We start from the raw sequence: 21952 nt of genomic DNA on the forward strand, positions 1-21952 counted from the left end.
ACGGGTGACGGGCTCCGGCAGCGGCGGCGCCGCGCGGTTCCTCGCCCGCCTGACCGTGGTCGCCGCGCTCGGCACCTTGGCGGTCCTCGTCCTGGTGTTGCGGGAGGGCGGTCTGCTGATCCTCGGGGCCGGGCTGCTGGGTCTCGTCGTCTGTGCCGCCGGGCTGTGGTGGTTCCTCGCCCACCGCGGGGCGGTGCGTCTGTGCGGGGCGCTCGTCGCGGTGGCCGCGCCCGTCGCGGTCCTCGTGTACTTCGCGTACGACGGCCTGTGGCTGGCCGCGCTCGTCCTGATCCTGTGCTGGGGCGCGACGCTGCTCTGTGCCCGGGCGGCGCTGCGGGCGGCGGTCGCGGCGCGGCCGCGGCGGGCGGTCGCCGCGCGCAGGCCCCGGCGGCCGGTGCTCATCATGAACCCCAAGTCCGGCGGCGGAAAGGTCGGCCGCTTCGGCCTCGCGGAGCGGGCGGAGGAGCTCGGCGCGCGCGTGGTCCTGCTCGACCCGTCCGCCCCCGCCGACGTCGCCGAACTGGCCCGCCGGGCGGTGGCCGACGGCGCGGACCTGCTCGGCGTCGCGGGCGGCGACGGCACCCAGGCGCTGGTCGCGGCGGTCGCCGCCGAGCACGGCCTGCCGTTCCTCGTGGTCTGCGCCGGCACCCGCAACCACTTCGCCATGGACCTCGGCCTGGACCGGGCCGACCCGACGCGCTGCCTGGACGCCCTGACCGACGGCGAGGAACTCCGGGTCGACCTCGGTGACGTCGCGGGCCGCGCCTTCGTCAACACGGTCTCCTTCGGCGTGTACGCGGACGTCGTACAGCGGCCGGAGTACCGCGACGACAAGGCGGGCACGGCCCTGAGCCTCATGCCGGACCTGCTGGTCGGCGAAGGGGTGCGACGGCTCGACGCCCGGGCGGACACCAGCGCGCTCTCGTCCCAGCAGGCGCTGCTCGTCAGCAACAACCCGTACGGCTCGCCCGACGACCTCGGTGCCAGTGGCCGACGGCCACGGCTCGACAGCGGCGAGCTGGGTGTCATCGCCCTGCGCGTCGAGGGCGCGGCCCAGGCCGCGGACCTGGCCGTGCGCGGCTCGCAGTCCACGGGCCTGACCGTCCTGACCGCGCGGCGCGTCGAGGTGACCTCCGACGCCGACGAGATCCCCGTGGCGGTGGACGGCGAGGCGCTGCGCATGCCCACGCCGGTGGTGTGCACGCTGCGCCCCGGCGCGCTGCGGGTCCTGGTGCCGCGCGACCGTCCGGGCGCCGTGGTGCCCGCGCCGCCGGTGAACTGGCGGCGCCTCATCGACCTCGCCTTCGGCGGGCCGGGGCGGACCTCGCGACGGGAGAGCCATGGCTGACGACGACACCGCCACGGAACGGCCCCGGTCGACGGCGGCGGCCGTGCTCGGGGACCTGCGCGCGATCGACGGGGCGCTGTACGCCGCCGTGGCCGCCACCCCCACGCCCACGCTCGACCGAGCGCTGCGGCGCCTGTCGCACGCGGCCGACCACTCGAAGATCTCGTTCGCGGTCGCGTCGGGCCTGGCGCTGGTGCCGGGACGCCCCCGGCGCGCGGCGCTGGCCGGGACCGGAGCGGTGGCGCTCGCGTCGGTGGCGGCGAACCTGTTCGGCAAGCGCATGGTCCGCCGGAGGCGGCCCGACCGGGAACAGGCCCGCGTCGTCGTGGACCGGCACGTGCCGATGCCCCAGTCGGCGTCCTTCCCCTCCGGTCACACGGCGTCGGCGGCCGCCTTCGCCACCGCCGTGGGCGTCGTCCTGCCCGCGGCGGCGGTGCCGCTCGGGGCGCTCGCGGTCGCCGTCGGCTACTCCCGCGTCCACACGGGCGTGCACTACCCCGGCGACGTCGCGGCCGGCGCGGTCCTCGGCCTCGGCGCCGCGGCGGTCTCCCTCGCGGTCGTGCGCGTCCTCGCGGACCGCCACAGCGGTTGAGATGCGCCCCTCCCCGGTCCGGGCGGCAGTGCAGGTGAGGCGGGAGGAGCCATGAGCCCGAGGTCGCCGGCGGCGCCGGACACGCGCCGCGCGCGGCACGCGACGCTCCCCGGCGCCTGGGGCGCGCTGCTGCTCGTCTGCCTCTCCTTCACCCCCTCGCTCCTCCCCCGCGGCGGCCTCCTCCAAGGGGTGATCTCCGGGATCCTCGCCGCGATCGGATACGGGCTCGGAACGGTCGCCGCGTGGATCTGGCGGGCCTTCGCCGACCGCGGGCCGCGGCCCGCGCGGCGGGCGTCCTGGCGGGTCTTCCTCGTGGCCGGGACCGCCCTGCTCGGCACCGCGTTCGGGCTCGGCCAGTACTGGCAGCACCAGATCCGCAGGCTCCTGGACGTGCCGGAGTACAGCCTCCTCCAGACGATCGCCTCGCTGCCGATCGCGTTCCTGCTCTTCGGCCTCCTCCTGCTGGCGGCCCGCGGGGTCCGCGGGGCCTACCGCCGGGTGGCCGGACTGCTGCGGCGCTGGATCGGCGCGCGGGCGGCGCAGGCGGTCGGCGGGATCCTCGTGGCCACCGCGTCCGCCCTGCTCCTCAGCGGTGTGCTGGTCGACGGCCTGGTCGCCGCGGCGAACCAGGCCTTCTCGCTGCGCGACACGCGGACCGAGGAAGGAGTGCGGCGCCCCGCCACCGCCCTGCGCTCGGGCGGCCCGGGTTCCACCATCCCCTGGGACTCGCTCGGCAGGAACGGGCGCACCTTCGTGTCCGGCGGCCCCTCGGCCGACGCCATCGCGCGGTTCACCGGCCGCCGGGCGCCGACGCCCGTCCGCGCGTACGCGGGGCTCGACACCGCGGACGACACCGAGTCCCGGGCCGCCCGCGCGGTCGCCGACCTGGAGCGCGCCGGGGGCTTCCGGCGCCGGAGCCTCCTCGTCGTGACGACGACGGGCAGCGGCTGGGTCGACCCCGCCGCGGTGGACAGCTTCGAGTACCTGACCGGTGGCGACAGCGCGAGCGTGGCCCTGCAGTACTCGTACCTGCCGTCGTGGATGTCGTACCTCGTCGACCAGTCCAAGGCCCGTGAGGCGGGCCGCGAGCTCTTCGACGCGGTCTACGACGTCTGGTCGAAGCTTCCCGCCGACGACCGGCCCCGCCTGTACGTCGCGGGCGAGAGCCTGGGGTCGTTCGGCGGCGAGACCGCGTTCAGCGGGGAGTACGACCTCCGCAACCGCACGGCGGGCACGCTGTTCGCGGGGCCGCCGAACTTCAACACCCTGTTCCGGCGGTTCACCGACGACCGCGACGCCGGCAGCCCGGAGGTCCAGCCCGTCTACAAGGACGGGCGCACCGTGCGGTTCGCCGACGACGCCGCGGCGGACATCCCGCCGTCGGACGCGCCGTGGGAGGGCACCCGCGTGCTGTACCTCCTGCACGCCTCCGACCCGATCGTCTGGTGGGGGCCCCACCTGATGCTCGACCAGCCGGACTGGATCGGCGAGGCCCCCGGGGACGATGTGCTCCCGAGCATGTTCTGGGTGCCGTTCGTGACGTTCTGGCAGGTCACCGCCGACCTGCCGTTCGCCACCGGGGTGCCCGACGGCCACGGCCACCGGTACCGGGCCGCGTACGTCGACGGGTGGAACGCCGTCCTGCGGCCGAGCGGCGTCGGCGAGCGGGACCTCGCCCGCCTGCGGGACATCGTGGCGGGTCACGCGTGACGGCGGCCGGGCGCGTCACCCGCCCCCGGCCGCCGGCGTGGTGACGGGCGGCGGCGCGAGGCTCGACCGGACGTCGGCGACGCGCGCCAGCAGTTCGCGCGTCTCGTGCGCGTTCAGGGTCAGTCGGAACTCCTCCGTGAGGACCTTCGCCAGGTCCGTGTCGTCGAGGTGTGACGTCTTCTCGCAGGTTCCGTCGGGCAGCACGCGGGAGAACTCCCGGTTGAGCAGGCGCCGCAGTTCGCCGCCGAGCCGCTGCATCACGACGAGCTGTCCGGTGAAGGGCGATTCGGGGTGGGTGGACGTGTAGTAGTTCGCCGCGTCGACGTCGGCGGCGCGCTGCCCGCGGCCGCCGAACGCGTACAGGGGGTTCTCCCCCGTCCCGGCGCGCTCCAGGAGCTGCCACCCCTCGTCGTGCCGCGCGAGGCGGAACGACCAGCCCCCTTGGGCGCACCACGCGCCCTCGGCGAGCGGCAGCGGTTCGAGCAGACCGGAGCCGAACCCGGCGTCGGCCAGCCACTCGCCGTCCGATCCGCGGACGCGCAGGGTCAGGTGCGTACGGGGCCAGGGCCGTCCGGGACGCTCCCTGGGCCGGGCGAGCAGCCGGTCCACGCGGTAGCCGAGCTGGTCGAGGACCGCCCCGAACAGCAGGCTGTGCTCGTGGCAGTAGCCGCCGCGCCCCGAGGCCACCAGCTTCTGCTGGACGTCCGCGATCGCCGTGGAGACGCCGCGCTCCAGCACGATGTCGATGTTCTCGAACGGAATCGTCTCCACGTGGGCGCGGTGCAGCAGTCGCAGCGTCTGCCCGCACGGTCGCGCGCGGCTCAGATCGGGCCTGCCGATCCGCTTCAAGTAGGTGTCGAGGTCGAGCTGTTTCACGCCCCATTCGTCAGCAAGCGCAGTGGTCGTCACCGGGGCCTCCTTCCGACGCACCCGCCAGGCCCTGTGGGACCTGCTCCTCTATGCCCAGATCGTGAGGTAGTCCGAGATCACCGCCGACCGCCGGAAGTCCGGATCGAGGACGGCGCCGGTGAGGTCCGCGCCGCTGAGGTCCGCGCCTTCCAGATTCGCTCCCACGAGGCGGCAGTTCATCAGGTCCGCCTGGATCAGATACGCCTCGCACAGGTCCGCGCCGTCGAGGATCGCGCCGCGCAGGTCGGCCGTCATCAGGTACGACTCGCTCAGCACGGCCCCCGTGAGGTCCGCGTCCACGAGGTCGACCCCGCGCAGGTCGGCGCCGTGCAGCCGGGCGGCCCGCAGGTCGGGGCGGAACGGGCCCTCGGCCCGGCGGCGACGCGCGTGTTCGTTCCACCGGTCGGGGCCCTGCATCAGTACGGATTCGTCCACCGTCGGCATGTCTCCACCTCGCGCCTACAGAGCGGTCAGCGCGCCGAGCGCACGCTTCTCGACGTCCATCGCGGACCGGACCGTGTCCGTCACGCCGTCCACGAGCGACGTGAGGTCCTGGCGCGAGTCGCTCGCACCTCGCTCCAGGAGCGTGGATCCCAGGGTCTGCCAGAGGCGGCCGCTCTCGAAGAACAGCTCGGCCGACTCGGCGTAGCGGGGGTCGTCCGTGGCCGCCGCCACCTGCGTCAGGAAGCGGCCCAGCAGCGGGCGGAAGAGCCCGCCGCCCGTGCCGAACGACTCGATCTGTCTGCCGACGTGCAGCAGCTGCCGGGCCAGCGCGTCGGTGCGGATCACCCGGCCTTCCAGGTCCACGTCCTCGACCTCGCCCCGCTTCGACCGCGGCCACGACGCGGCCGCCGTGATCAGGCGCTTCATGCCGGGGATGCCGAGGCTCCGGCTCCCCGGTCTGAGCACGTCGCGGCAGAGGGTGCGGACGGCCACGGGGCCGACCAGGCGCAGCCGCGGGGTGGTGCGCCGCGGCCCGAAGACGTACACCTTGCGGTCCGGGTTCACCGGCGGCGAGCTCCTGCTGGCGCGGGCCGCGTCCAGATCCGCCGCGCCGACGACGACGGGCGCGTCGAAGGCCGGGTCCGACACCTCGAACGCCTCGCCGCCGACGCCACGCGTCACGTTGACGAAGTACCCGCCGAAGGACGAGCGGCCCCCGAGCCCCCAGTGCGGCAGGAGTCCGAGGTCCACCCGGGTCATGACGGCGGGCGTCGAGGCGAGCAGCTTCGCGAGGGCGGCGCTGGACCTGGGCGTGTGCAGGCCCACCTCGACGCCCATCAGCCGGGCGGCGCGCAGCGGCATGATCTCCTGCTTGCCGACCACGATGTCCGGCGCGTTGCCATTCGCGGGGAAGAACGAGAAGCCGAAGCCCCCGTCCAGGCCGAACACCACCTCCTCGGCCACGTCGAAGCCACCCGCGGCGAGGATGCCGCACTGGCAGGCCGATTCGCAGTGGATCCCTCGCCGATGGACGTAGCGGCCTGCCGAGTTCACCGGTCTCCCTCCCTGGCGCGGGGCCGTCAAGGACGTTCGAGTCTGTCGGTCCAGCTCGTCGTCGGCGGTGTCGCTCACGTGCACTACGCCGATCCGAGGGTCAGGGAGACCGGCTGGGGGCCGGTCGGCTTCGGGGCCCGCTGCAGCCGCGGCTTGTCCCGCATCACGTACTCGTACTCCCGCTGCATCTCAACCACGGTCTGCATCGCGTCGGTCGACCGGTCCGTGAGGTTCTGGCCGCCGAGGCCCCACCACAGGTACCAGTTCTTGTGGCTCAGATAGGAGTCGCGGACGAAGTCGAGGGTCTCCCGGCTGGCGAGGATGTCCGGCTCGACGTAGAACGCGGGGACGAACGTCCCTTGCCCCTCCTTCATGATCCCGGCCTTGACGGCCTGCTTCTCCAGTTTGGTGGCGCTCAGGACGCGGATGCCGAGGTTCGCGTAGATCTGGGCCGGGTTCAGGAACCGCTCGGTGAAGCGGATCGACTCCCTCAGAGCCGCGGGCGTCTCCCCGGGACCGCCCAGGAAGACGCAGTGCGTGTGCTCGATCGGGCTGGCCGTGAAGAGGCGGTCGATCTCCAGGACCCGGGCCATGTCGAAGCCCTTCATGAGGTCCTGGAGCGCCTCGTCGGTGAGCGCGTCGGTGCCCAGGTCGACCCGGATGCAGCCGGCCGCGGCCAGCAGTTCCACGAACTCGGGCGTGACCGCGTTCGGGGTGAGCTGGCAGTACCAGGGCACGTCCAGCTTGGCGCGGACCATCTCCTCGCACACTTCGACCGCGTATTCCAGCGGATAGTTGAAGGTCGCGTCCACGATCTCGAACTCCCGGACGGCGGGGTTCTCCCGCATGGCCCGCTGGATCTCCGCGACGACTTCGGCCGGTTCCTTGAACCGGTTCCCCTTGCCCTCGGTCTTGCGGATGATGCAGTACGAGCAGTACAGCTTGCAGCCGCGCTTCGTCTGCAGCGTCTCGATCGCGGGCTGGGTGTCCCGGGTGAGGTCGGAGGCCGCCGAGACGCCCTCCTCGAAGTACCGCGGGTCGTACACGGACCGGTCGGGCACCAGGGCGCCCAGGTCGAAGGCGGAGTTCGAGGGGTTCTGGCAGAACCAGCCGTTGTCGTCGAGGTAGCACAGGCCCGAGACGTCGTTCAGGGAACCGCCGACCTCCAGGTACTCCAGGAGCTGGACGATCCCCGCCTCGCCCTCGCCCGCGATCCCGAAGTCCGGCTGTGCGTACTCGAAGAACGACAGCGGCTCGACGGAGAAGCCCGAGCCGCCGAGCACGACCTTGGCCGAGGTGTACTTGCGCACGCACCGGACGATCTTCTCGGTCATCGGGCCGAAGAAGATGGGGTCGATGAACGTCAGGTTGTCCAGGTTGCGCACCGCGATGCCGACGACGTCGTACGTCTTGGCGGTGAGGCGCTCCCTGACCGCCTTCAGCTCCCTGGACTCCCACAGCAGGTCCAGGACGTCGACCTCGTGTCCGGCCCGCTTCGCCGCGGCGCTGATGTAGGCCATGCCGATCGGCAGCGCTGGCCGCGGCACCCGAATCTTGTTGGTGGAGATGAGGAGAACTCGCATGGGGCCATCACTTCCGTTCGCCCGCGTGAGGAGCGCCCGCGACCTCGAAGGACCGCCAGTACGTCGCAGGCTGGAGATCCGCGCGCAAGGTGGCCGACTTCCGGTAGCGGCGCATGCGCTCCATGTCGACCTCGACGACGCCCACGCCTTCCCCGCTCTCCAGGAAGACCATGCGTTCGTCGCCGTCGACGAAGTCGAACTGCTCCGCCTCCAGGAACAGGGGGTCCGCCACGACCTGGCTGCACCCCATGTAGCCGAAGCCCGCGTACAGGTTGGTACCGATGCCGGAGGCGAACGCGATGATGCACTCGGTGTCCACGGCCCGCGCGAGGAGCCGGAGGTTCGCCACGTACCCGAACATCTCGGGGACCAGGGCCGAGCACACCAGCATGTCCACTCCGCGGCGGTAGTACTCCCGCGCGGCCTCGGGGAAGTTGATGTCGTAGCCCTGGAGGAGTCCGACGCGTCCGAACTCGACGTCGAAGACGGGGTAGTCCGAGCCGCTGGACAGGTACCGGCTCTCCAGTTCGTGGCAGTGCACGCGCCGGTAGCGGCCGATGAGGGTCCCGTCCGGCCCGAACAGGATCGAGGTGCTGTAGTACTTGCCGTCGTCGCCGCGCTCCAGGAGACCGGCGACGAGGTGGATGTTCGCGTCCTGGGCCAGCTTGCCGAGGCGGTCGGTCTCCGGGCCCGGTATCGGGACCGCCACGTCCGCGACCTCGAGGATGTTGCCCGACGTCAGAAAGGCCTCGGGCAGGCAGACGAGGGTCGCTCCGCGCCCGACTGCCTCCGCGACGTACCGCTCGGCGCGCCGCATGTTCGCCGTGTGCCGTCCGAGCTTCGACTCCATCTGGACGACTGCGATCGTGACGGCCGACATCACGTGCTCACGGGCTCGATGGGGCGCGAGGAGATGACGAGGCCGAGGTCCTCCTCAACCACGTGCCAGTCCTCAAGACCGGCCTGGCCGAGCAGTTCGACCACTTCCTCGCGGCAGTACGCCGACTGCAGCGACCTCATGAACTCGTCGCCGCCCTCCTTCACGAACTGGAGGATGAAGGTGATGTGCCCTTCCTCCGCGTGCCGGTTGATGTCCTCGATGATCACGAGTCCGTCGGGCTTGCAGATCCGGGCGCACTCCTTGAGCGTCTCGACGGGCCTGCGCCAGCGGTGCAGGGAGGAGAACGAGAACACGATGTCCGCCGAGTCGTCGGGGAACGGCAGTCGGCTCAGCTTGGCGAGTTCGAACTCGACGTCGCCCTCGGTGTTCGCCCACACGGCGAGCGTCAGGTTGTCCTCGGCGACGTCGACCAGGTTCTGGTTCTCCTCCACCCCGGACACCGCCAGGTGCGGCAGCTTCCCGGCGACGTGCAGCGACAGCAGGCCGGTGTTGAAGCCCACTTCGACGAGGTCGGTCATGCCGTCCCGGACGTTGGCCATGATGCGGTCGGTGGGGCGCTTGTACGCCATCAGCGCGGAGCGGCGCATGCCGAGGTCGTAGGCGCGCACGCCCTCGATGTCGGCGTACGGGGCCGTCTGCGGCACCCGGGCTTCCAGGTCGAGGAGCCGTGTGTCAGTGGTCATGGCAGGCCTCCTCGGCCGACGGCCTGGTGACGATCTCCAGGGGCAGCGAACGCGACGAGATGAAACTGGAGATGTCGGCGCCCAGGTGCTGGGGGTAGCGCCGGTACTCCTGCGAGTAGAACGCCTTCGAGATGTTGTCGAGGTAGTACCAGCCCTTGGGTCCGGTGACCTCGATGCCCTTCTCGTCGACGGTGACCAGTCCCTTGTCGACCAGGTCGTCGATCTCCGCGCGGAACATCTCGACGAAGTCGACGCCGTGCAGCCTGCGGAAGGTCTCCCGGTCGACGCGTCCGGCCTTGACCCCGAGGACCATGGAGCGCCGGATCGCCTCGGACTTGGTGATGTGCTTGCCCATGGCGATGGGCAGGCGGCCGTCCCGCACGGTCTGGATGTAGCGGCCGATGTCGGGCTCGTTGAAGTACCAGTAGTCGCGCAGGTGGCCGGTGGCGGTCGGGCCGAGCGGGATGATCGGCACGTCCTCGCTCCACGACGTCTCGCCGTACTTCGGCTGGTACCCGGGCTTGGCGAAGCAGTCGCCGTAGTAGCCCAGGAAGCCGTGCCGGGTGAGTTTGTCGGCGGCGAAGAGGAACATGTCGTCGACGACCGCCCGGTCGGGCACGGGCGGCAGCTTGCGCCGCTTGGTGGAGACCTGTGCGAACTCCATGTAGGTGTAGAAGGACACACAGGTCACGCCGAGTTCGATGGCGACGTCGAGGCTGTGCTCCCAGCTCTCCATCGTCTGCCCGTTGATGCCGTGCATCAGGTCGATGTTGATGTTCTCGAAGCCGCACTCGCGGAGCAGGCGGATGCTGTTCTTCAGCATCTCCGGGTCGTTGGGCCTGCCCAGGTTCTTCAGCTCCTCCGCCACGAAGGTCTGCACGCCCAGGCTGATGCGCCGCACGCCCTTGTCGAGCAGGACCCGGGCCTTGCGCTCGGTGATGTCGACGGGCGTCGTCTCGATGGAGAAGTCCGCGTCCTCGGCCATGTGCAGGCTGCCGAAGAGGTGTCCGAGCAGGTCGTCGAGCTGGGGTGCGGTGAGCGCGGTCGGCGTTCCCCCGCCGATGTAGCCCAGGGTGATCTCGTGGTCCTGGACGTAGGGGCGGTCGGCGTAGTTGGTGATCTCCGCCTTCAGGGCGTCCAGATAGGTCCGGGTCAGATCGCGGTCGGTCTGGTGCTTGATGTAGGGGCAGCTGAAGCACAGGCGGTTGCAGAACGGGATGTGGACGTACGCCCCCATGGGCTTGCGGGCGAAGACCTCTTCCTCGGCGACCGGCACGTGCTTCGTCGGGTACTGGCGCACCCACTCGTTGTCGCGCTCGGGATACTCTTTCCAGAACGGCATGCTGGTCGTGGTGATGCTCATACCAGTTGCTCCAATTCGGCTTGCTCGACGATGGCTCGGACGACGTCCGCCAGAGTGGGCTCGAAGTAGGAAACGGAGCGGAGCGCGATGCCCTCGGCATGCGCGCGGGCCACCACCTCCGCCAGTGAGTTCCGGTGGTCGCCCGCGCTCAGTGCGATCCTCACGCCGTTGTCGACGTCGTGGGCGGACCGGATCAGACCGCTCGTCATCACCTGGCGCGCCGCCCAGGACCGCAGCTGCGCGCGTTGCGGTTCGGCGAACGCCTCCAGGACCAGGCTCGACCGCTCGCCCGACCGCGTGACGGCCGCCAGTGAGGCGTCCTTGAGCTGGCGCCCCTCGTGGAGCACCACGACGGAGTCGGCGAGCGCGACGAGTTCGTCCCGGTGATGGCTGGCGAAGACCACGCCGACGCCGTCCCGCTTCAGGCTCCGCAGCAGCTCGAGCAGGGTCTCGCGCGCGGTCGGGTCGAGCCCCGTCGTCGGTTCGTCGAGGATCAGGAGGTCGGGGCGGTGCGCGACCGCGCAGATGACGTGCAGCTTGCGCTGGCTTCCCCCGGAGAGGGTGCGGACGTACTGGTCGTGGTGGCGTCCGAGGTCGGCCAGGGCGATGAGTTCCTCGTAGCGGCCCGCGTCGGCCCGCCGGAGCTTGAGTTGGTGCTTGACGTACGTCTCGACCGAGACGCCGTCGGGCAGTTCCTTCGTCTGCTGGACGTAGCCGATGTGCCGGCTGACCTGGCCCCAGCGGCGCGGCGGCGTTCCGCAGATCTCCACGGTGCCGTCGCCCGGGCGCAGCAGGCCCGCGATGAGCCGGATCAGCGTGGTTTTTCCGGAGCCGTTCGTGCCGATGACGGCGACGCCTTCACCGGCGGCGACGGAGAATTCTATTCGGCGGAGCGCGAAGCCCGGACTGACGCGGTATTCGAGCTTCGCTACCGAAAGCACGGGCGGCGCGGCGCCCCTTGCCGTATCAGCCATGGCCGATCCTCCAGCGGAATGCGAACGAGGCGATACCGACCGCGAGCAGAGCATAGGCGACGGCGAGAACCAGCGACAAGGCCGATACCGAAGGCCCTTCCCCGGTGGCCGCCCGGAAGATCTCGACGTGCACCGCGAGCGGCAGCCTTTCGAAGACGGACCCCAGCGTTCCGAGGTTCCGCAGGGGAAAGAAGATGCCCGCGAAATACATGAGGGGGATCACGATGATGTTCACGACCCCCGGGAACGAGATCTCGTTCGTGTACGTCGCGACCAGGATCCCGAGTCCCGCGAAGGCCATACAGGTCGCCAGGAAGCCGAGGACGAAGAGCGGCATCGATTCGATCCGCGCGTCGAAGACCCAGACTCCGAGAATGAGGACGAGGACGAACTGGAAGAGGCACTTCAACACCACGCCGATGAGCCTGGCGAGCAGGAATCCCGAGTACGAAAGCGGAGACAGGATGAGATCCTCGATCGTTCTTCGATTCCGATCGATGATCATCGTGTAGCCGACGGTGTAGGTGCAGCTGAACATGATTCCTGAGGCGACGATGCCCGGGAAGACGAATCCGAAGTAGTTGGTGGCCGAGTCCGAAGGGCTCACCATCTGGTCGGTCGCCGCGCCGAACGCGAGCACCATCGACACGGACGTCAGGAGGGTCGACACCGCGAACAGGCGGTTGTCCAGGAACTGCCGGAGGTCCATGGCGACGAGCCCGCTCACGTCCGCGAGCCAGCCGGAGCGCTCCGACCGGGCGCGGTCCGGTCGCATACGGCCTGTCCTCATCGCTCACGCCCCCTGTGGGCGGTGGCCCAGGTCGAGCGGGCGTCGTCGTGGAACGGCAGCCCCGCGCGCAGCTTGCGCCGCTGCCGCAGGTGCACGGCCGCGTCGATCACGGTGTCGCGCGTGCCCGCGCCCGCCTCGGCGAGGACGTCCGCCTCCGGGTCCTCGCGGGCGTCCTGCACGAGGCCGTCGACGATCAGGCTGCGGCCGAGGTAGGGCATCATCGCGAACCGGTTCTCGCCGATGGCGCTGGCCAGGACGAGCGCGCACTCGTTGTCCGCGGCCCGGGCGCGGCAGATCGACCGCACCGGGTGCGAGTAGGGCGCGAACAGGTTCGCCGCGCAGAGGACGACGTCGGCGCCCTGGAGCAGGTACGGCCTGGCGGCCTCCGGGAAGCGGATGTCGTAGCCGACGAGGAGCCCGATCCGCCCGACGGGCGTGTCGATGGCGGTGCCCGGCGCCCCGGCGGTCACGTACTCCGCCTCCCCCGCCCAGACGCACGCGCGGTGGTACCAGCCGAGCGTGTCCCCCGAGGGCCCGACGAGCACGGCCGCGTCGTAGACGTCACGGCCGTCGGCCACGAGGACGCCCGCGGCGATGTGGATTCCCAGACCGCGGGCCTGGTCCGCGAGGAATTCCACCACGGGGCCGTCGCTCGCGGTCGCGTCCGCGCGCAACGTCGGGAAATTGACCCCGGTCGCGAACGCGCCCGGCAGACACACCAGATCCGCCTTCCGTTCGGCCGCGACCGCGAGCATCTTGGCCGCGCGCGCCTGGTTCTCCTGCCGCATTCCGGGCTCGATCCACATCTGGATCGCGGCGAGTCGCGTGGCGGGGCCGCGGAACAGGCTCATCGCACGGCTCCCGTCCGCTCGGCTGCCGTATGGCTCGCTGACATCACGCTGCCGCCACCTCGGCCTCTATTTCCTTGCGGGCCCGGTCGAGCACGGGAATGAATTCGTCGACCATTTCCCGGGTGACGTGCCGGGCGACAACGAGGCGCAGGGTCTCGACGAACCGCTTCGACGTGGAGACGATCCAGCCCCATGATTCGAGCCGCTCCGAAATCTTCGAGGCGTGCGGCATTCTGACGACGACGATGTTCAGCTCCGGTTCGATGAACAAGGTGTACCCGGCCGCTCGCAGCCCGGCCACGAGATGAGCGGTCACCTCGTAGTTGGTGCGCGTGATCGAGAGGAATCCCGAATGTCCCAGGTGTTCGAGAACGGCGTAGGTCGCGACGGCGGCGCCCCCGGGGCGTGTGCCGAGGAACGTGTGGTGGGTCGGTGTGTCGATGAAGAAGGAGTCGAAGGCGAATGTCGCGGCGTCCTCCGCGCCCCGGAAGAGAATCGCGCCGGCGGGGACGCTCACGAGCCCGTATTTGTGCGGGTCGATGGTGATCGAGTCGACGCCGTCGACCGAGAAGTCGAACTGCGGCAGGTCGTGGCCGAGTTCGCGGGCGAAGGGGATGATGAAGCCGCCCGTGGCCGCGTCGACGTGCAGATGGACCTCGTGCGCGGACACGGCGCGGGCGATCGCGTCGACCGCGTCGACCACGCCGAACTCGCTGCTGCCCGCGGTGGCGACGACCGCGATGGTGTGCTCGTTGAGGCGCCGGGCCACCTCGTCGGCGGGCAGGCGCAGCGCCGCGTCGACGGGGACGACGACCGGTGTCAGGCCGAGCAGCCCGAAGACCTTGGTGAACGAGAAGTGCACGGTGCTGCTGACGACGACCTCGGGGCGGTCCGTGAGCCGCCCCCGGGCGCGGGCCGACTCGCGGGCCACCAGCATCGCGATGAGGTTGGCCTCGGTCCCGCCGGACACCAGGTTCCCGGAGCCTTCGGGGTTGGCGAGCAGGGAGAGGAGCAGCTGGACGGCCTTGCGCTCGATCCGCTTGGTCCCGCGGAAGATGCGGACGTCGCCCAGGTTGGTGTGTGCCGCGGCCGCGGCCGTCTCCACGCCGAGGGGGTGCGGTTCGGTGCAGATGGAGTTGAGCACGCGGTTCCACGGAACGTCGTCGTCCATCTCGGCCGCGATCCGGCGCCGGACGACGGACGCGGGAATGCCGTCGCTTCGCATCTCAGCCCACCTGCGCCCGGCTCGGGTGCCCGGCCGCCTCGTGGCCGTCCACGAGCGCCGCGTACAGATCGGGTCGGCGTGCCCACAGGCCGAACCACAGGGTCTGCTGGAAGCGCAGGTCGGGCTCCCTGAGGTAGCGGACGCGTTCGAGGTCCCAGGGCGCTTCGAGGACGGTCTCGTGCGTGTCCCCCTCGGCGGCGAACCCCTCGGGCATCGCCACGGCGCTGCCCCCGCCGGAGCGGTCGCTGAGCGAGCTCGCGAAGGCCACCGCGACGGTGTTGAGGGTCGCGATGCCCCAGACGGCGGCCCGCTGCGCGGCCTGCTCCCTGCCGTCGAGCGAGCCCGCCACGAGGAGCAGCTCCGCGCCGCCGAGGCACTCGATGCGCGGCGGCTCGACCAGCCAGAAGTCGGGGCCGAGCAACACGCCGACGTGGCCGAACTCGGTCTCGACGACGGGGAAGTCGTCCCCGGTGCCCGTCGTCCCGTCGGGCAGGAGCGGCCGCTCCACCTGCGCGCGGACCGCACCGCTCGGGTCGAGCAGGCGGGTCACCTGCACCGAGTCGCCGCCGGAGCGCTCCTCGGCCCACGATCCGGTGAGGACGTAGGTGCCGCGCCTGCGCGCCAGCCTCGTCAGGCGCTCCAGGCACCGTTCCCGCAGGTCGAGCGGGAGGACCACGGAGCCGTCGCGGCCGGCGAACGCGTTCTCCGGCAGGACGACGAACTTGGCCTCGGCGCTCACCCAGCTGTCGAGGTCGTCCAGGACGACTTCGGCCGTCGCCTCGGCGCTCGGCCGCCGCGCGTGCTGTGCCACGAAGATGGTCACGAACCCGTCCCCTCACTCCCTGGGGTCGCCGCGACCGGGCGACCTCGGTCCGCTGCGCCGCCCGCCTCGGCCATGCTCGACCGGAGTTCGGCGGCGAGGTCGCGGCGCGCTCCGACGTAGCCGTTCAGGAGCGCCCCGTACGCGCCGGGCCTGCGCAGCTCCTGCCAGCGCCGGCCGTCGCCGCCCGCGGGCCCGTCGCCGTCGGCCGTGGACGGCAGGTCGACGACCAGTACCTCCGGCTCGTCGCTGCCCGCCTGGGCAACGATGCCGCCCGGCGTGGTGACCAGGCTCGTACCGGCGAAGTGGATCTCGACGAGGCGGTCCCCGCGCACGCCCCTGACGACGCCGACCGAGCTGGCGTAGACGAGGGTGACGTCGTTCAGGTACGCCGCGGTGCGCAGCGCGTTCACCATCAGGGCCTGGTTCTGGCGGAGCGTTCCGCCGGGTACGAAGATCGTGCGCGCCCCGGCGAGGGCGAGCAGCCGGATGACTTCCGGGATCCAGAAGTCCGAGCACACGGCCACGCCGATCAGGCCGAACTCGGTCCGCATGACGCCGAGCGACTCGGCCTGGCGGCACACGACCATCTCGTTGCCGAACGCGTGCGCCTTGATGGCGCGGTCGGTGATGGCTCCCTGGCGGCCGATGAGGAGCGAGGTGTTCCTGTACATGCCGTCCTGGAGGTCCTCCACGATCGAGCCCAGGAGGATGTTCGTGTCGACCTTGCGGGCCAGGGACTGGAAGCCGTCGACGACGGGCCCGGGGACGGGTGTGTCGGTGCGCCCCCGCAAGCCGTCCTGGCCGGGCATGTACCACGGCGGGCCGAGCAGGAACTCGGGGAAGCAGACCATGTCGATGTCGCCGCCGCCGCAGACCTCCTCGATCGCCTTGTACGCGCTCTGCAGGCCTTCGTGGTGATCGTCGGCCCAGCGGGTCTGTACTACCGCTACCCTCATACGTCTCGTCTCCTCGAGATGCCACCGGTGGTTCGACCGCGGCGAGGGCTTCGCCGCGGCCGGGAGAAGGTCAGGACTCGGGGGTGTTCCAGTCGTGCACGGCGACGATCCGGACGTCGGCCTCGACGTCCAGCTCCGCGCGGATCCGCTTCTCCAGTGACCGTTTCGCCTCTCCGTCGCGGACCGCCTCCCCGTCCGTGACCGCGCACGTCACGTCGAATCCGCCCTCCCGGACGGCGCAGGCGAAGTGCGGCGCCAGCTCGGCGCGGTCGAAGACGACGCGCTCCACGTCGACCGCGGAGACCGGCCCGCGGCGGGCGGCGACCGCCTCGCTCACGGGGCCGAGCGGAGTCAGGACGGCGCTCCCCGCACCGCAGGCGCACCCACGGTCCGCGGGCCCCAGCTCGACCAGCTCACCGGTCGCACGGCTCTCGCCGTCCGGCGAGCCGGTGTCCGCGGCGGCGAGCAGCAGTTCGCCGCGGGTGACGGCGCCCCGCACACGGGCCCCGTCGGGGGCGGCCCGGCCGCTCGGCACGTCCCGGACGGACGCCCGCAGCCGGTGGTCGCACACGTGCAGCGCGCCGTACGCGCACGGAACGGCCACGGTGGGCGTCGACGCGGTCCCGTAGAGCGCGTGGGCCCGCGCGCCCCACGCGGCGCCGATCCGGTCGAGGCGCTTGCGCGAGCAGGCCTCCCCCACGCAGATCACGGAGCGGACGGTCGAGTGGTCGAGCGGCTGCTCCGACGCGAGCGCGAGGCCGGCCAGTTCCGTGGCCAGGCTCGGCGAGCAGACCAGGGCCGTCGCCTCGTACTCCTTGATCAGCGCGAGCAGCCGGGGCATGGGGCAGATGGTGTTGCTGGTGCCGACGGAGATCACGGACGCGCCGACCAGCTCGATGGCGCGGTCGACTCCGGCACCGGTGAAGGACAGTTCGTACGGGACCGCCACCACGACGACGTCGTCCGCCGTCAGGAGCTGGTCGAAGGACCGGGCCAGGTCGATCTGGTCGAGGATCCACTCGTCCCGGGTGATGAGGACGGCGTGCGAGCGGCCCGCGCCGTCGGTCCGCTCGCCGTAGCGCGCGCGGGCCGGTTCCCGGCCACCGCCCGGCGGGGGCGGCTCGGCGGGGCCGGGCCCCGGCGAAAGGAGCTCCAGGAAGCGCTCGTACAGCCTCGATGTGGGCTCGGACATCGTCACCTCACCCCCGCCTCGTCGTCGTAGCGGCGCCATCCGTAGGCGTCGAGGGCGCTGTCGGGCGGGCCCGTGCGCAGCAGTGGCCGCCGGTCCTGCTGGGGGTTCATGTCGACGCTCACGGCCTTCGCCAGGACGAATTCGTGATCGCCGAGCTGGTACGCCGACTCCAGGCTGCAGTCGATGGTCCCGAAGGCGCCGGAGAGCCGGGGGCAGCCGTTCGCCGACGGGGTCCAGGACAGGTCCTCGAAGCGGCTGTCCGGCCTGCCCTGCGAGAGCGCGGCGGCCACGTCCGTCTGCTGTTCGTCGAGGACGTTGACACAGAACCGGCCCTCGCCCGCGATGGCCGACCAGCTCGTGCTGCGCGAGCGCACCAGGAAGCCGATCAGCGCGAGTTCCTCGGAGACGACGGTGAGGGAGCCGATCACGAGCCCGTAGGGCGTCCCCCCGTTCTGTTCGGCGTGCCGCTTCGTCCCGGCGACCACCGTGATGGCCAGCGGCAGCAGCTTCGCGAGGCCCCGCAGATCGGGCGCCCCGCCCGGCCGCGCGTGTTCCACGGCCCCGGAGGCCTCGGCCGCCTCCGGTTGGTGCACCGGCGGGCCGACACCGTCCCGGAGCGCGCGCACGTACTGTCCCGTGCTGCTGTCCGGGTTGTCGGCGAGGTCCTCGGGGGTGCCGCAGTGGATGACGCGGCCGCCGTCGCCGCCCGCGCCGGGGCCGAGGTCGACCACCCAGTCCGCGATCGAGATGACCTTCGTGTGGTGCTCGATGACGACGATGGTGTTGCCCGTGGACAGTAGCCGCTCGAACAGCGTCAGGAGATGGCGGATGTCGGCGGCGTGGAGGCCGCGCGTCGGCTCGTCGAAGATGAACAGCGTACGGCTGCGGCGCTGTTTGAGCAGCTCGCTCGCGAGGTTGAGCCGCTGTGCCTCGCCGCCGGAGAGGGTGGTCGTCGCGCACCCCAGTTGCAGATATCCCAGGCCGAACTCGTTCAGGACGGTGAGGGCCTGGGCGACCTTCGGATGGCTGTCCGGCTCGAACCAGTCGAGGGCGTCCTCGACGGTCATCGACAGGACGTCGTGGATGTTGCTGCCGCGCAGGCGCACGTCGAGCACGTGCTCCTGGAACTTGTGGCCTTCGCACTCCGGGCACACGATGAATTCGCTCTTGAAGAGCGTCATCTCGATCTCGGAGAGGCCGAGCCCCTTGCACGCCTCGCAGCGGCCACCGGGCACGTTCGGGCTGAACTGCGCCCGGTTGAGGCCTCGGTCGGCCGCGTCGGCGCTGGCCGCGAAGGCGTCCCGGATGTGGTCGCTGATGCCGATGTAGGTGACGAGCGTGCTGCGGCTCGACCGGCCGATGGCGCGTTGCTCGACGTGGATGACCTCGTCCAGGGCGTCCGCGCCCGCGACGTCGGCGCTGTCGTCCGCCACGCCCGCCACGCGCCGGGCGATGGCCCGCGACACGGCGTCGTGGACGCCCGCCACCAGCGAGCTCTTGCCCGCCCCCGACACGCCGGAGACGCAGGTGAGCCCGCCGATCGGGAACCTCGCGGTCTGCCGTACGACGTTGTTGCGCGAGATGTCGCGCACCTCGAGCCACTCCCTGTCGCTCAGGTCGGGCTTGGTGCGGTTCGGCGCGGAGGACAGCAGGGCGGCCGCCGTCGGCGACTGGGCGGCGTGCAGGAGGTCGGCGAAGCGGCCCTGGAAGACGACCTCGCCGCCGCGCGACCCCGCGCCCGGGCCCAGCTCGACGATCCAGTCGGCGGCCCTGATCACGGTCTCGTCGTGCTCGATGACGATGACGGTGTTCCCGAGGTCCCTGAGCCGGCGCAGCGAGGTGAGGAGCTTGCCCGTGTCGCTCTCGTGGAGGCCGGCGGTGGGCTCGTCCAGGACGTACATGACTCCGGTCAGATCGCTCGCGAGGTGCTGGGCGAGGAGCAGCCGCTGGAGTTCGCCGCCGGACAGCGTCGCCACGGGGCGTTGCAGGTGCAGATGGCCCAGGCCGACCTCCACGATGTTTGCACTCTGTTTGACGATGGCCGTCGCGAGCTCGCGGACCTGCGGCGGCAGACCGCCCGACGACAGGCCTTCCCGCAGCCGGGCGATGGCGTGCGTCAGCTCGTCGCTCTGGAAGTCGTGGAAGGTGTGCCCGGCGACCGTCGCCCTGAGCGACTCGGGCCTGAGCCGTCCGCCCGCGCACGCGGAACACGGCTCCTTTCCCAGGTAGTTCGTGAACGCGTTGCGCCGCGACGCGGACGAGGTGTTCTTGTACGAGCGCTGGAGGAATCCCAGAATTCCTTCGAAGCGGAAGTCGTTGGTGACCTTGCGGACCTTGATCGTGTACACCGTGTCCGAGCCGTGGAGTACCCGCTCGCGTTGTTCCGGACTCAACGATTCATAGGGGGTGTCGAGGTCCAGACCCGTGTCCGCTGCCATCGCTTCGAAGACCTTGCGCACATTGGGAATCGCGAACGTGCCCGGATCGGCGTTGTCCCAGATTTCCCGCAGCGTCTTCGACGGGTCGGGAATGATTTTCTCCAGCGAGAAATCGACGATCTCGCCGACGCCGTCGCAGTGCAGGCACTTGCCCTCCTTCCTGTTGGGGCTGAAGTGCCGGGCCGTGTGCGGTTCGGCGAAACAGCCGCAGTCGTCGCAGAACAGATCCGGCTTCGTCGGCCCAAGACAGGCCGGACAGACGGGCCTGGAGCCCGCCCCGAACAGCAGGCGGTAGAGCCCGTCGAGACCGGTGAGGGTGCCGACGGTCGAGCGCGGATTCGACAGGCCGCCGTCGCGCTGACGCAGCGCCACGGGCGGCTGTGTGCCCGCGATGCGGTCGAATTGGTAGTCGGCGTCCCCCATGTCGAGGGACTTGCTCGACAGGGCGCCCAGGTACAGCGACTTGGAATGCTCGAACAGGGTGTCGATGACGAGGGACGACTTGCCCGACCCCGAGACCCCGACGGCGACGACCAGCTTTCCCTTGGGAAACGAGACGTCGACGGACTTCAAATTGTGGGTGGCCACTCCCTCGAGAACGATGCTGTCAAGAACCATGACTGCCGTTCCGTCCTGCGAGCAGCTCGCGGACCTGGCTCTCGCACCGTTCCAGGTCCGGATACGTGGCGTACAGCATCGAGCGGACCCGTGCCGGGTCACCGCGGTTCCAGGACTCGTAGAGCTCCTGGCGCATCCCGAAGCGGTCGACGACGAGGTCCGCGGCGAGCGCGAAGATCCGGGCCTTCTCGTCCACGCCGACGTCCCGCCCGCACATATAGGTGTCCAGGACGTCGCGCAGCTCGGCCGCACCCAGATCGCCGTGCGTGGGCTGCATGATCAGACCCGAGGCGCCGATCTGCCGGATGATGGCCGACGCCCTGGCCGAGAAGCCCCCGGCGACGGCGTCGAGCGCGGCCGTGGAGCCCGGGGCGAGCAGGCCGGAGGCGGTCGGCACGCACTCGGCGTCCACCGCGGCGAGACCGAGGCGCACGATCTCGACGTACGAGGTCAACTCGCCGAGCATGGCGGCGACCTCGCGGAACTTGTCGACGCCGATCGACTGGGCGAGGAGCGAGGCCACGCCGAGCATGGTCCGCAGCCGGTAGTAGAAGCGCAGCTGGCCGGTGTAGAGCGACCACTTGTTGAGCTCGTGGAACCCCCGGGCGGCCACGCCGGAGTCGTCGAGCAGGAACACCCGCGACATCGGCACGAACACGTCGTCGAACACGAGCATGGCGTCCTGCTCGTCGAACCGCGAGGCCAGGCCACCGGACTCGTCGACGTACGACTTCCGGCACAGGACGCGCAGCCCCGGGGTGGCGATGGGGATGCCGAACCAGCAGACGTAGGCCGGGTCCTCGCGGAGGTAGTTCGCCGGGGAGAGGTAGATGAGCACGTCGTGGGCGTAGGGGGCCAGGGTCGCGATCTGTTTGGCGCCCCGTACGACGATGCCCTCCGCGTCGCGGCGCACCACGCGCAGCCCGAGTTCGGGGCGCTCAAGGGGGCTCGACGAACGGTCGATCTGGGGGTCGCCCAGGCCGTGCGTGAGCGAGATGTCGTTCTCGCGGCAGTAGTGGTAGTAGTTCTCCGCGTTGCGGCCGAACTCCGGATCCACCTTCGCCAGCTCGAAGCGGTAGTCGTAGAGCCCGACGACGACGTTCGCCATGAAGTCGGGCACCCGGGAGAGCTGGCCGCCCGAACTCTCCGCCCAGCGGCGGGAGTTCCGCCACTTCAGGCTGAGCTCCTCCCTGTTCGACGGCGCGAGGTAGGAGCGGCTGACGAGCCGGCCCGTGGTGGGTGACCGGTAGAGCATCTCGTCCGCGCGGTCCGGTGCGTGCTGGTCGTCGTAGAGGCCGGCCAGGGTGGTCAGCATCGGCTGGAACCTCGGCTCGCCGGTCACGTCGATCCGGCGGCCGTCGGACCAGACCTCTCGCTTGTCGCGGAGGCTGGCCGTGTACTCCTGCCCGCGCCACGCGCCGCCGGGGGAGCCCGGCAGGATCTCGATGTCGTTGCTCGGCCCCGCGGTGTCGGAGGCCTTCGGTTCTGCTGTCGTCACC

General features: G+C 71.1%; 19 protein-coding genes. 3 read left to right on the forward strand and 16 right to left on the reverse strand.

The window, feature by feature from the left end; translation table 11 throughout:
- The first annotated feature begins 4 nt into the window (after window positions 1-4).
- Genes AC5WAM_RS05400 through AC5WAM_RS05410 form a run of 3 tightly spaced genes read left to right on the forward strand, consistent with a single transcriptional unit; the run spans window position 5 to window position 3650 of the window.
- Entirely contained in the window at window positions 5-1348 is a 1344-nt protein-coding gene (locus AC5WAM_RS05400) for a diacylglycerol/lipid kinase family protein (RefSeq protein ID WP_495521770.1), read from the forward strand.
- A complete protein-coding gene (locus AC5WAM_RS05405) occupies window positions 1341-1940 on the forward strand; it encodes a phosphatase PAP2 family protein (RefSeq protein WP_495521771.1) in 600 nt (199 codons plus the stop codon). The genes AC5WAM_RS05400 and AC5WAM_RS05405 overlap by 8 nt, the downstream gene beginning before the upstream one ends.
- Before the next feature lie 51 nt (window positions 1941-1991).
- A complete protein-coding gene (locus AC5WAM_RS05410) occupies window positions 1992-3650 on the forward strand; it encodes an alpha/beta hydrolase (RefSeq protein ID WP_495521772.1) in 1659 nt (552 codons plus the stop codon).
- Between the two features lie 15 nt (window positions 3651-3665).
- Here AC5WAM_RS05410 and AC5WAM_RS05415 read toward each other — a convergent pair whose 3' ends face one another.
- The 16 genes from AC5WAM_RS05415 to AC5WAM_RS05490 all read right to left on the reverse strand — a co-directional run bounded on the left by AC5WAM_RS05415 (window position 3666) and on the right by AC5WAM_RS05490 (window position 21951).
- Window positions 3666-4559: an arylamine N-acetyltransferase family protein gene (locus AC5WAM_RS05415; protein ID WP_366789495.1), complete on the reverse strand. Its 894-nt coding sequence runs from the start codon at window positions 4557-4559 to the stop codon at window positions 3666-3668.
- Window positions 4560-4607: 48 nt separating this feature from the next.
- Window positions 4608-5003, reverse strand: a complete 396-nt coding sequence (locus tag AC5WAM_RS05420) for a pentapeptide repeat-containing protein (RefSeq protein ID WP_366789494.1) — start codon at window positions 5001-5003, stop codon at window positions 4608-4610.
- A gap of 15 nt (window positions 5004-5018) precedes the next feature.
- Complete coding sequence (locus AC5WAM_RS05425; protein WP_495521773.1) at window positions 5019-6056, reverse strand: BtrH N-terminal domain-containing protein; 1038 nt, start codon at window positions 6054-6056, stop codon at window positions 5019-5021.
- Window positions 6057-6139: 83 nt separating this feature from the next.
- Complete coding sequence (locus AC5WAM_RS05430; RefSeq protein WP_495521774.1) at window positions 6140-7639, reverse strand: B12-binding domain-containing radical SAM protein; 1500 nt, start codon at window positions 7637-7639, stop codon at window positions 6140-6142.
- A gap of 7 nt (window positions 7640-7646) precedes the next feature.
- Complete coding sequence (locus tag AC5WAM_RS05435) at window positions 7647-8519, reverse strand: carbon-nitrogen hydrolase family protein (protein ID WP_366789491.1); 873 nt, start codon at window positions 8517-8519, stop codon at window positions 7647-7649.
- Complete coding sequence (locus AC5WAM_RS05440) at window positions 8519-9223, reverse strand: class I SAM-dependent methyltransferase (RefSeq protein ID WP_366789490.1); 705 nt, start codon at window positions 9221-9223, stop codon at window positions 8519-8521. Before AC5WAM_RS05440 ends, AC5WAM_RS05435 begins: the two co-directional genes overlap by 1 nt.
- A complete protein-coding gene (locus AC5WAM_RS05445) occupies window positions 9213-10586 on the reverse strand; it encodes a coproporphyrinogen-III oxidase family protein (RefSeq protein ID WP_366789489.1) in 1374 nt (457 codons plus the stop codon). Before AC5WAM_RS05445 ends, AC5WAM_RS05440 begins: the two co-directional genes overlap by 11 nt.
- Window positions 10583-11560, reverse strand: coding sequence for an ABC transporter ATP-binding protein (locus tag AC5WAM_RS05450; RefSeq protein ID WP_366789488.1), 978 nt, complete (start codon window positions 11558-11560; stop codon window positions 10583-10585). The genes AC5WAM_RS05445 and AC5WAM_RS05450 overlap by 4 nt, the downstream gene beginning before the upstream one ends.
- A complete protein-coding gene (locus AC5WAM_RS05455; protein ID WP_366789487.1) occupies window positions 11553-12335 on the reverse strand; it encodes an ABC transporter permease in 783 nt (260 codons plus the stop codon). The genes AC5WAM_RS05450 and AC5WAM_RS05455 overlap by 8 nt, the downstream gene beginning before the upstream one ends.
- 11 nt (window positions 12336-12346) lie before the next feature.
- The gene (locus AC5WAM_RS05460) at window positions 12347-13201 is read right to left on the reverse strand and encodes a carbon-nitrogen hydrolase family protein (RefSeq protein ID WP_495521775.1); all 855 of its coding nucleotides are present in this window, start codon (window positions 13199-13201) and stop codon (window positions 12347-12349) included.
- 43 nt (window positions 13202-13244) lie between these two features.
- Window positions 13245-14426, reverse strand: a complete 1182-nt coding sequence (gene mfnA, locus AC5WAM_RS05465) for a tyrosine decarboxylase MfnA (RefSeq protein ID WP_495521776.1) — start codon at window positions 14424-14426, stop codon at window positions 13245-13247.
- 1 nt (window position 14427) lies between these two features.
- Entirely contained in the window at window positions 14428-15249 is an 822-nt protein-coding gene (locus AC5WAM_RS05470; RefSeq protein WP_495521777.1) for a carbon-nitrogen hydrolase family protein, read from the reverse strand.
- Window positions 15246-16205 carry a carbon-nitrogen hydrolase family protein gene (locus AC5WAM_RS05475; protein WP_495521778.1) on the reverse strand — a complete coding sequence of 320 codons (960 nt, stop codon included), beginning with the start codon at window positions 16203-16205 and terminating at the stop codon, window positions 15246-15248. The genes AC5WAM_RS05470 and AC5WAM_RS05475 overlap by 4 nt, the downstream gene beginning before the upstream one ends.
- A gap of 70 nt (window positions 16206-16275) precedes the next feature.
- On the reverse strand, window positions 16276-17397 hold the full coding sequence (locus tag AC5WAM_RS05480; RefSeq protein WP_495521779.1) for an AMP-binding protein: 1122 nt from the start codon (window positions 17395-17397) through the stop codon (window positions 16276-16278).
- Window positions 17398-17399: 2 nt separating this feature from the next.
- Complete coding sequence (locus AC5WAM_RS05485; protein ID WP_495521780.1) at window positions 17400-20453, reverse strand: flavin reductase; 3054 nt, start codon at window positions 20451-20453, stop codon at window positions 17400-17402.
- The gene (locus AC5WAM_RS05490; RefSeq protein ID WP_495521781.1) at window positions 20443-21951 is read right to left on the reverse strand and encodes a 4-hydroxyphenylacetate 3-hydroxylase N-terminal domain-containing protein; all 1509 of its coding nucleotides are present in this window, start codon (window positions 21949-21951) and stop codon (window positions 20443-20445) included. The genes AC5WAM_RS05485 and AC5WAM_RS05490 overlap by 11 nt, the downstream gene beginning before the upstream one ends.
- Between the last annotated feature and the right edge of the window lies 1 nt (window position 21952).

Source organism: Streptomyces sp. JLYT201, from assembly GCF_059448825.1.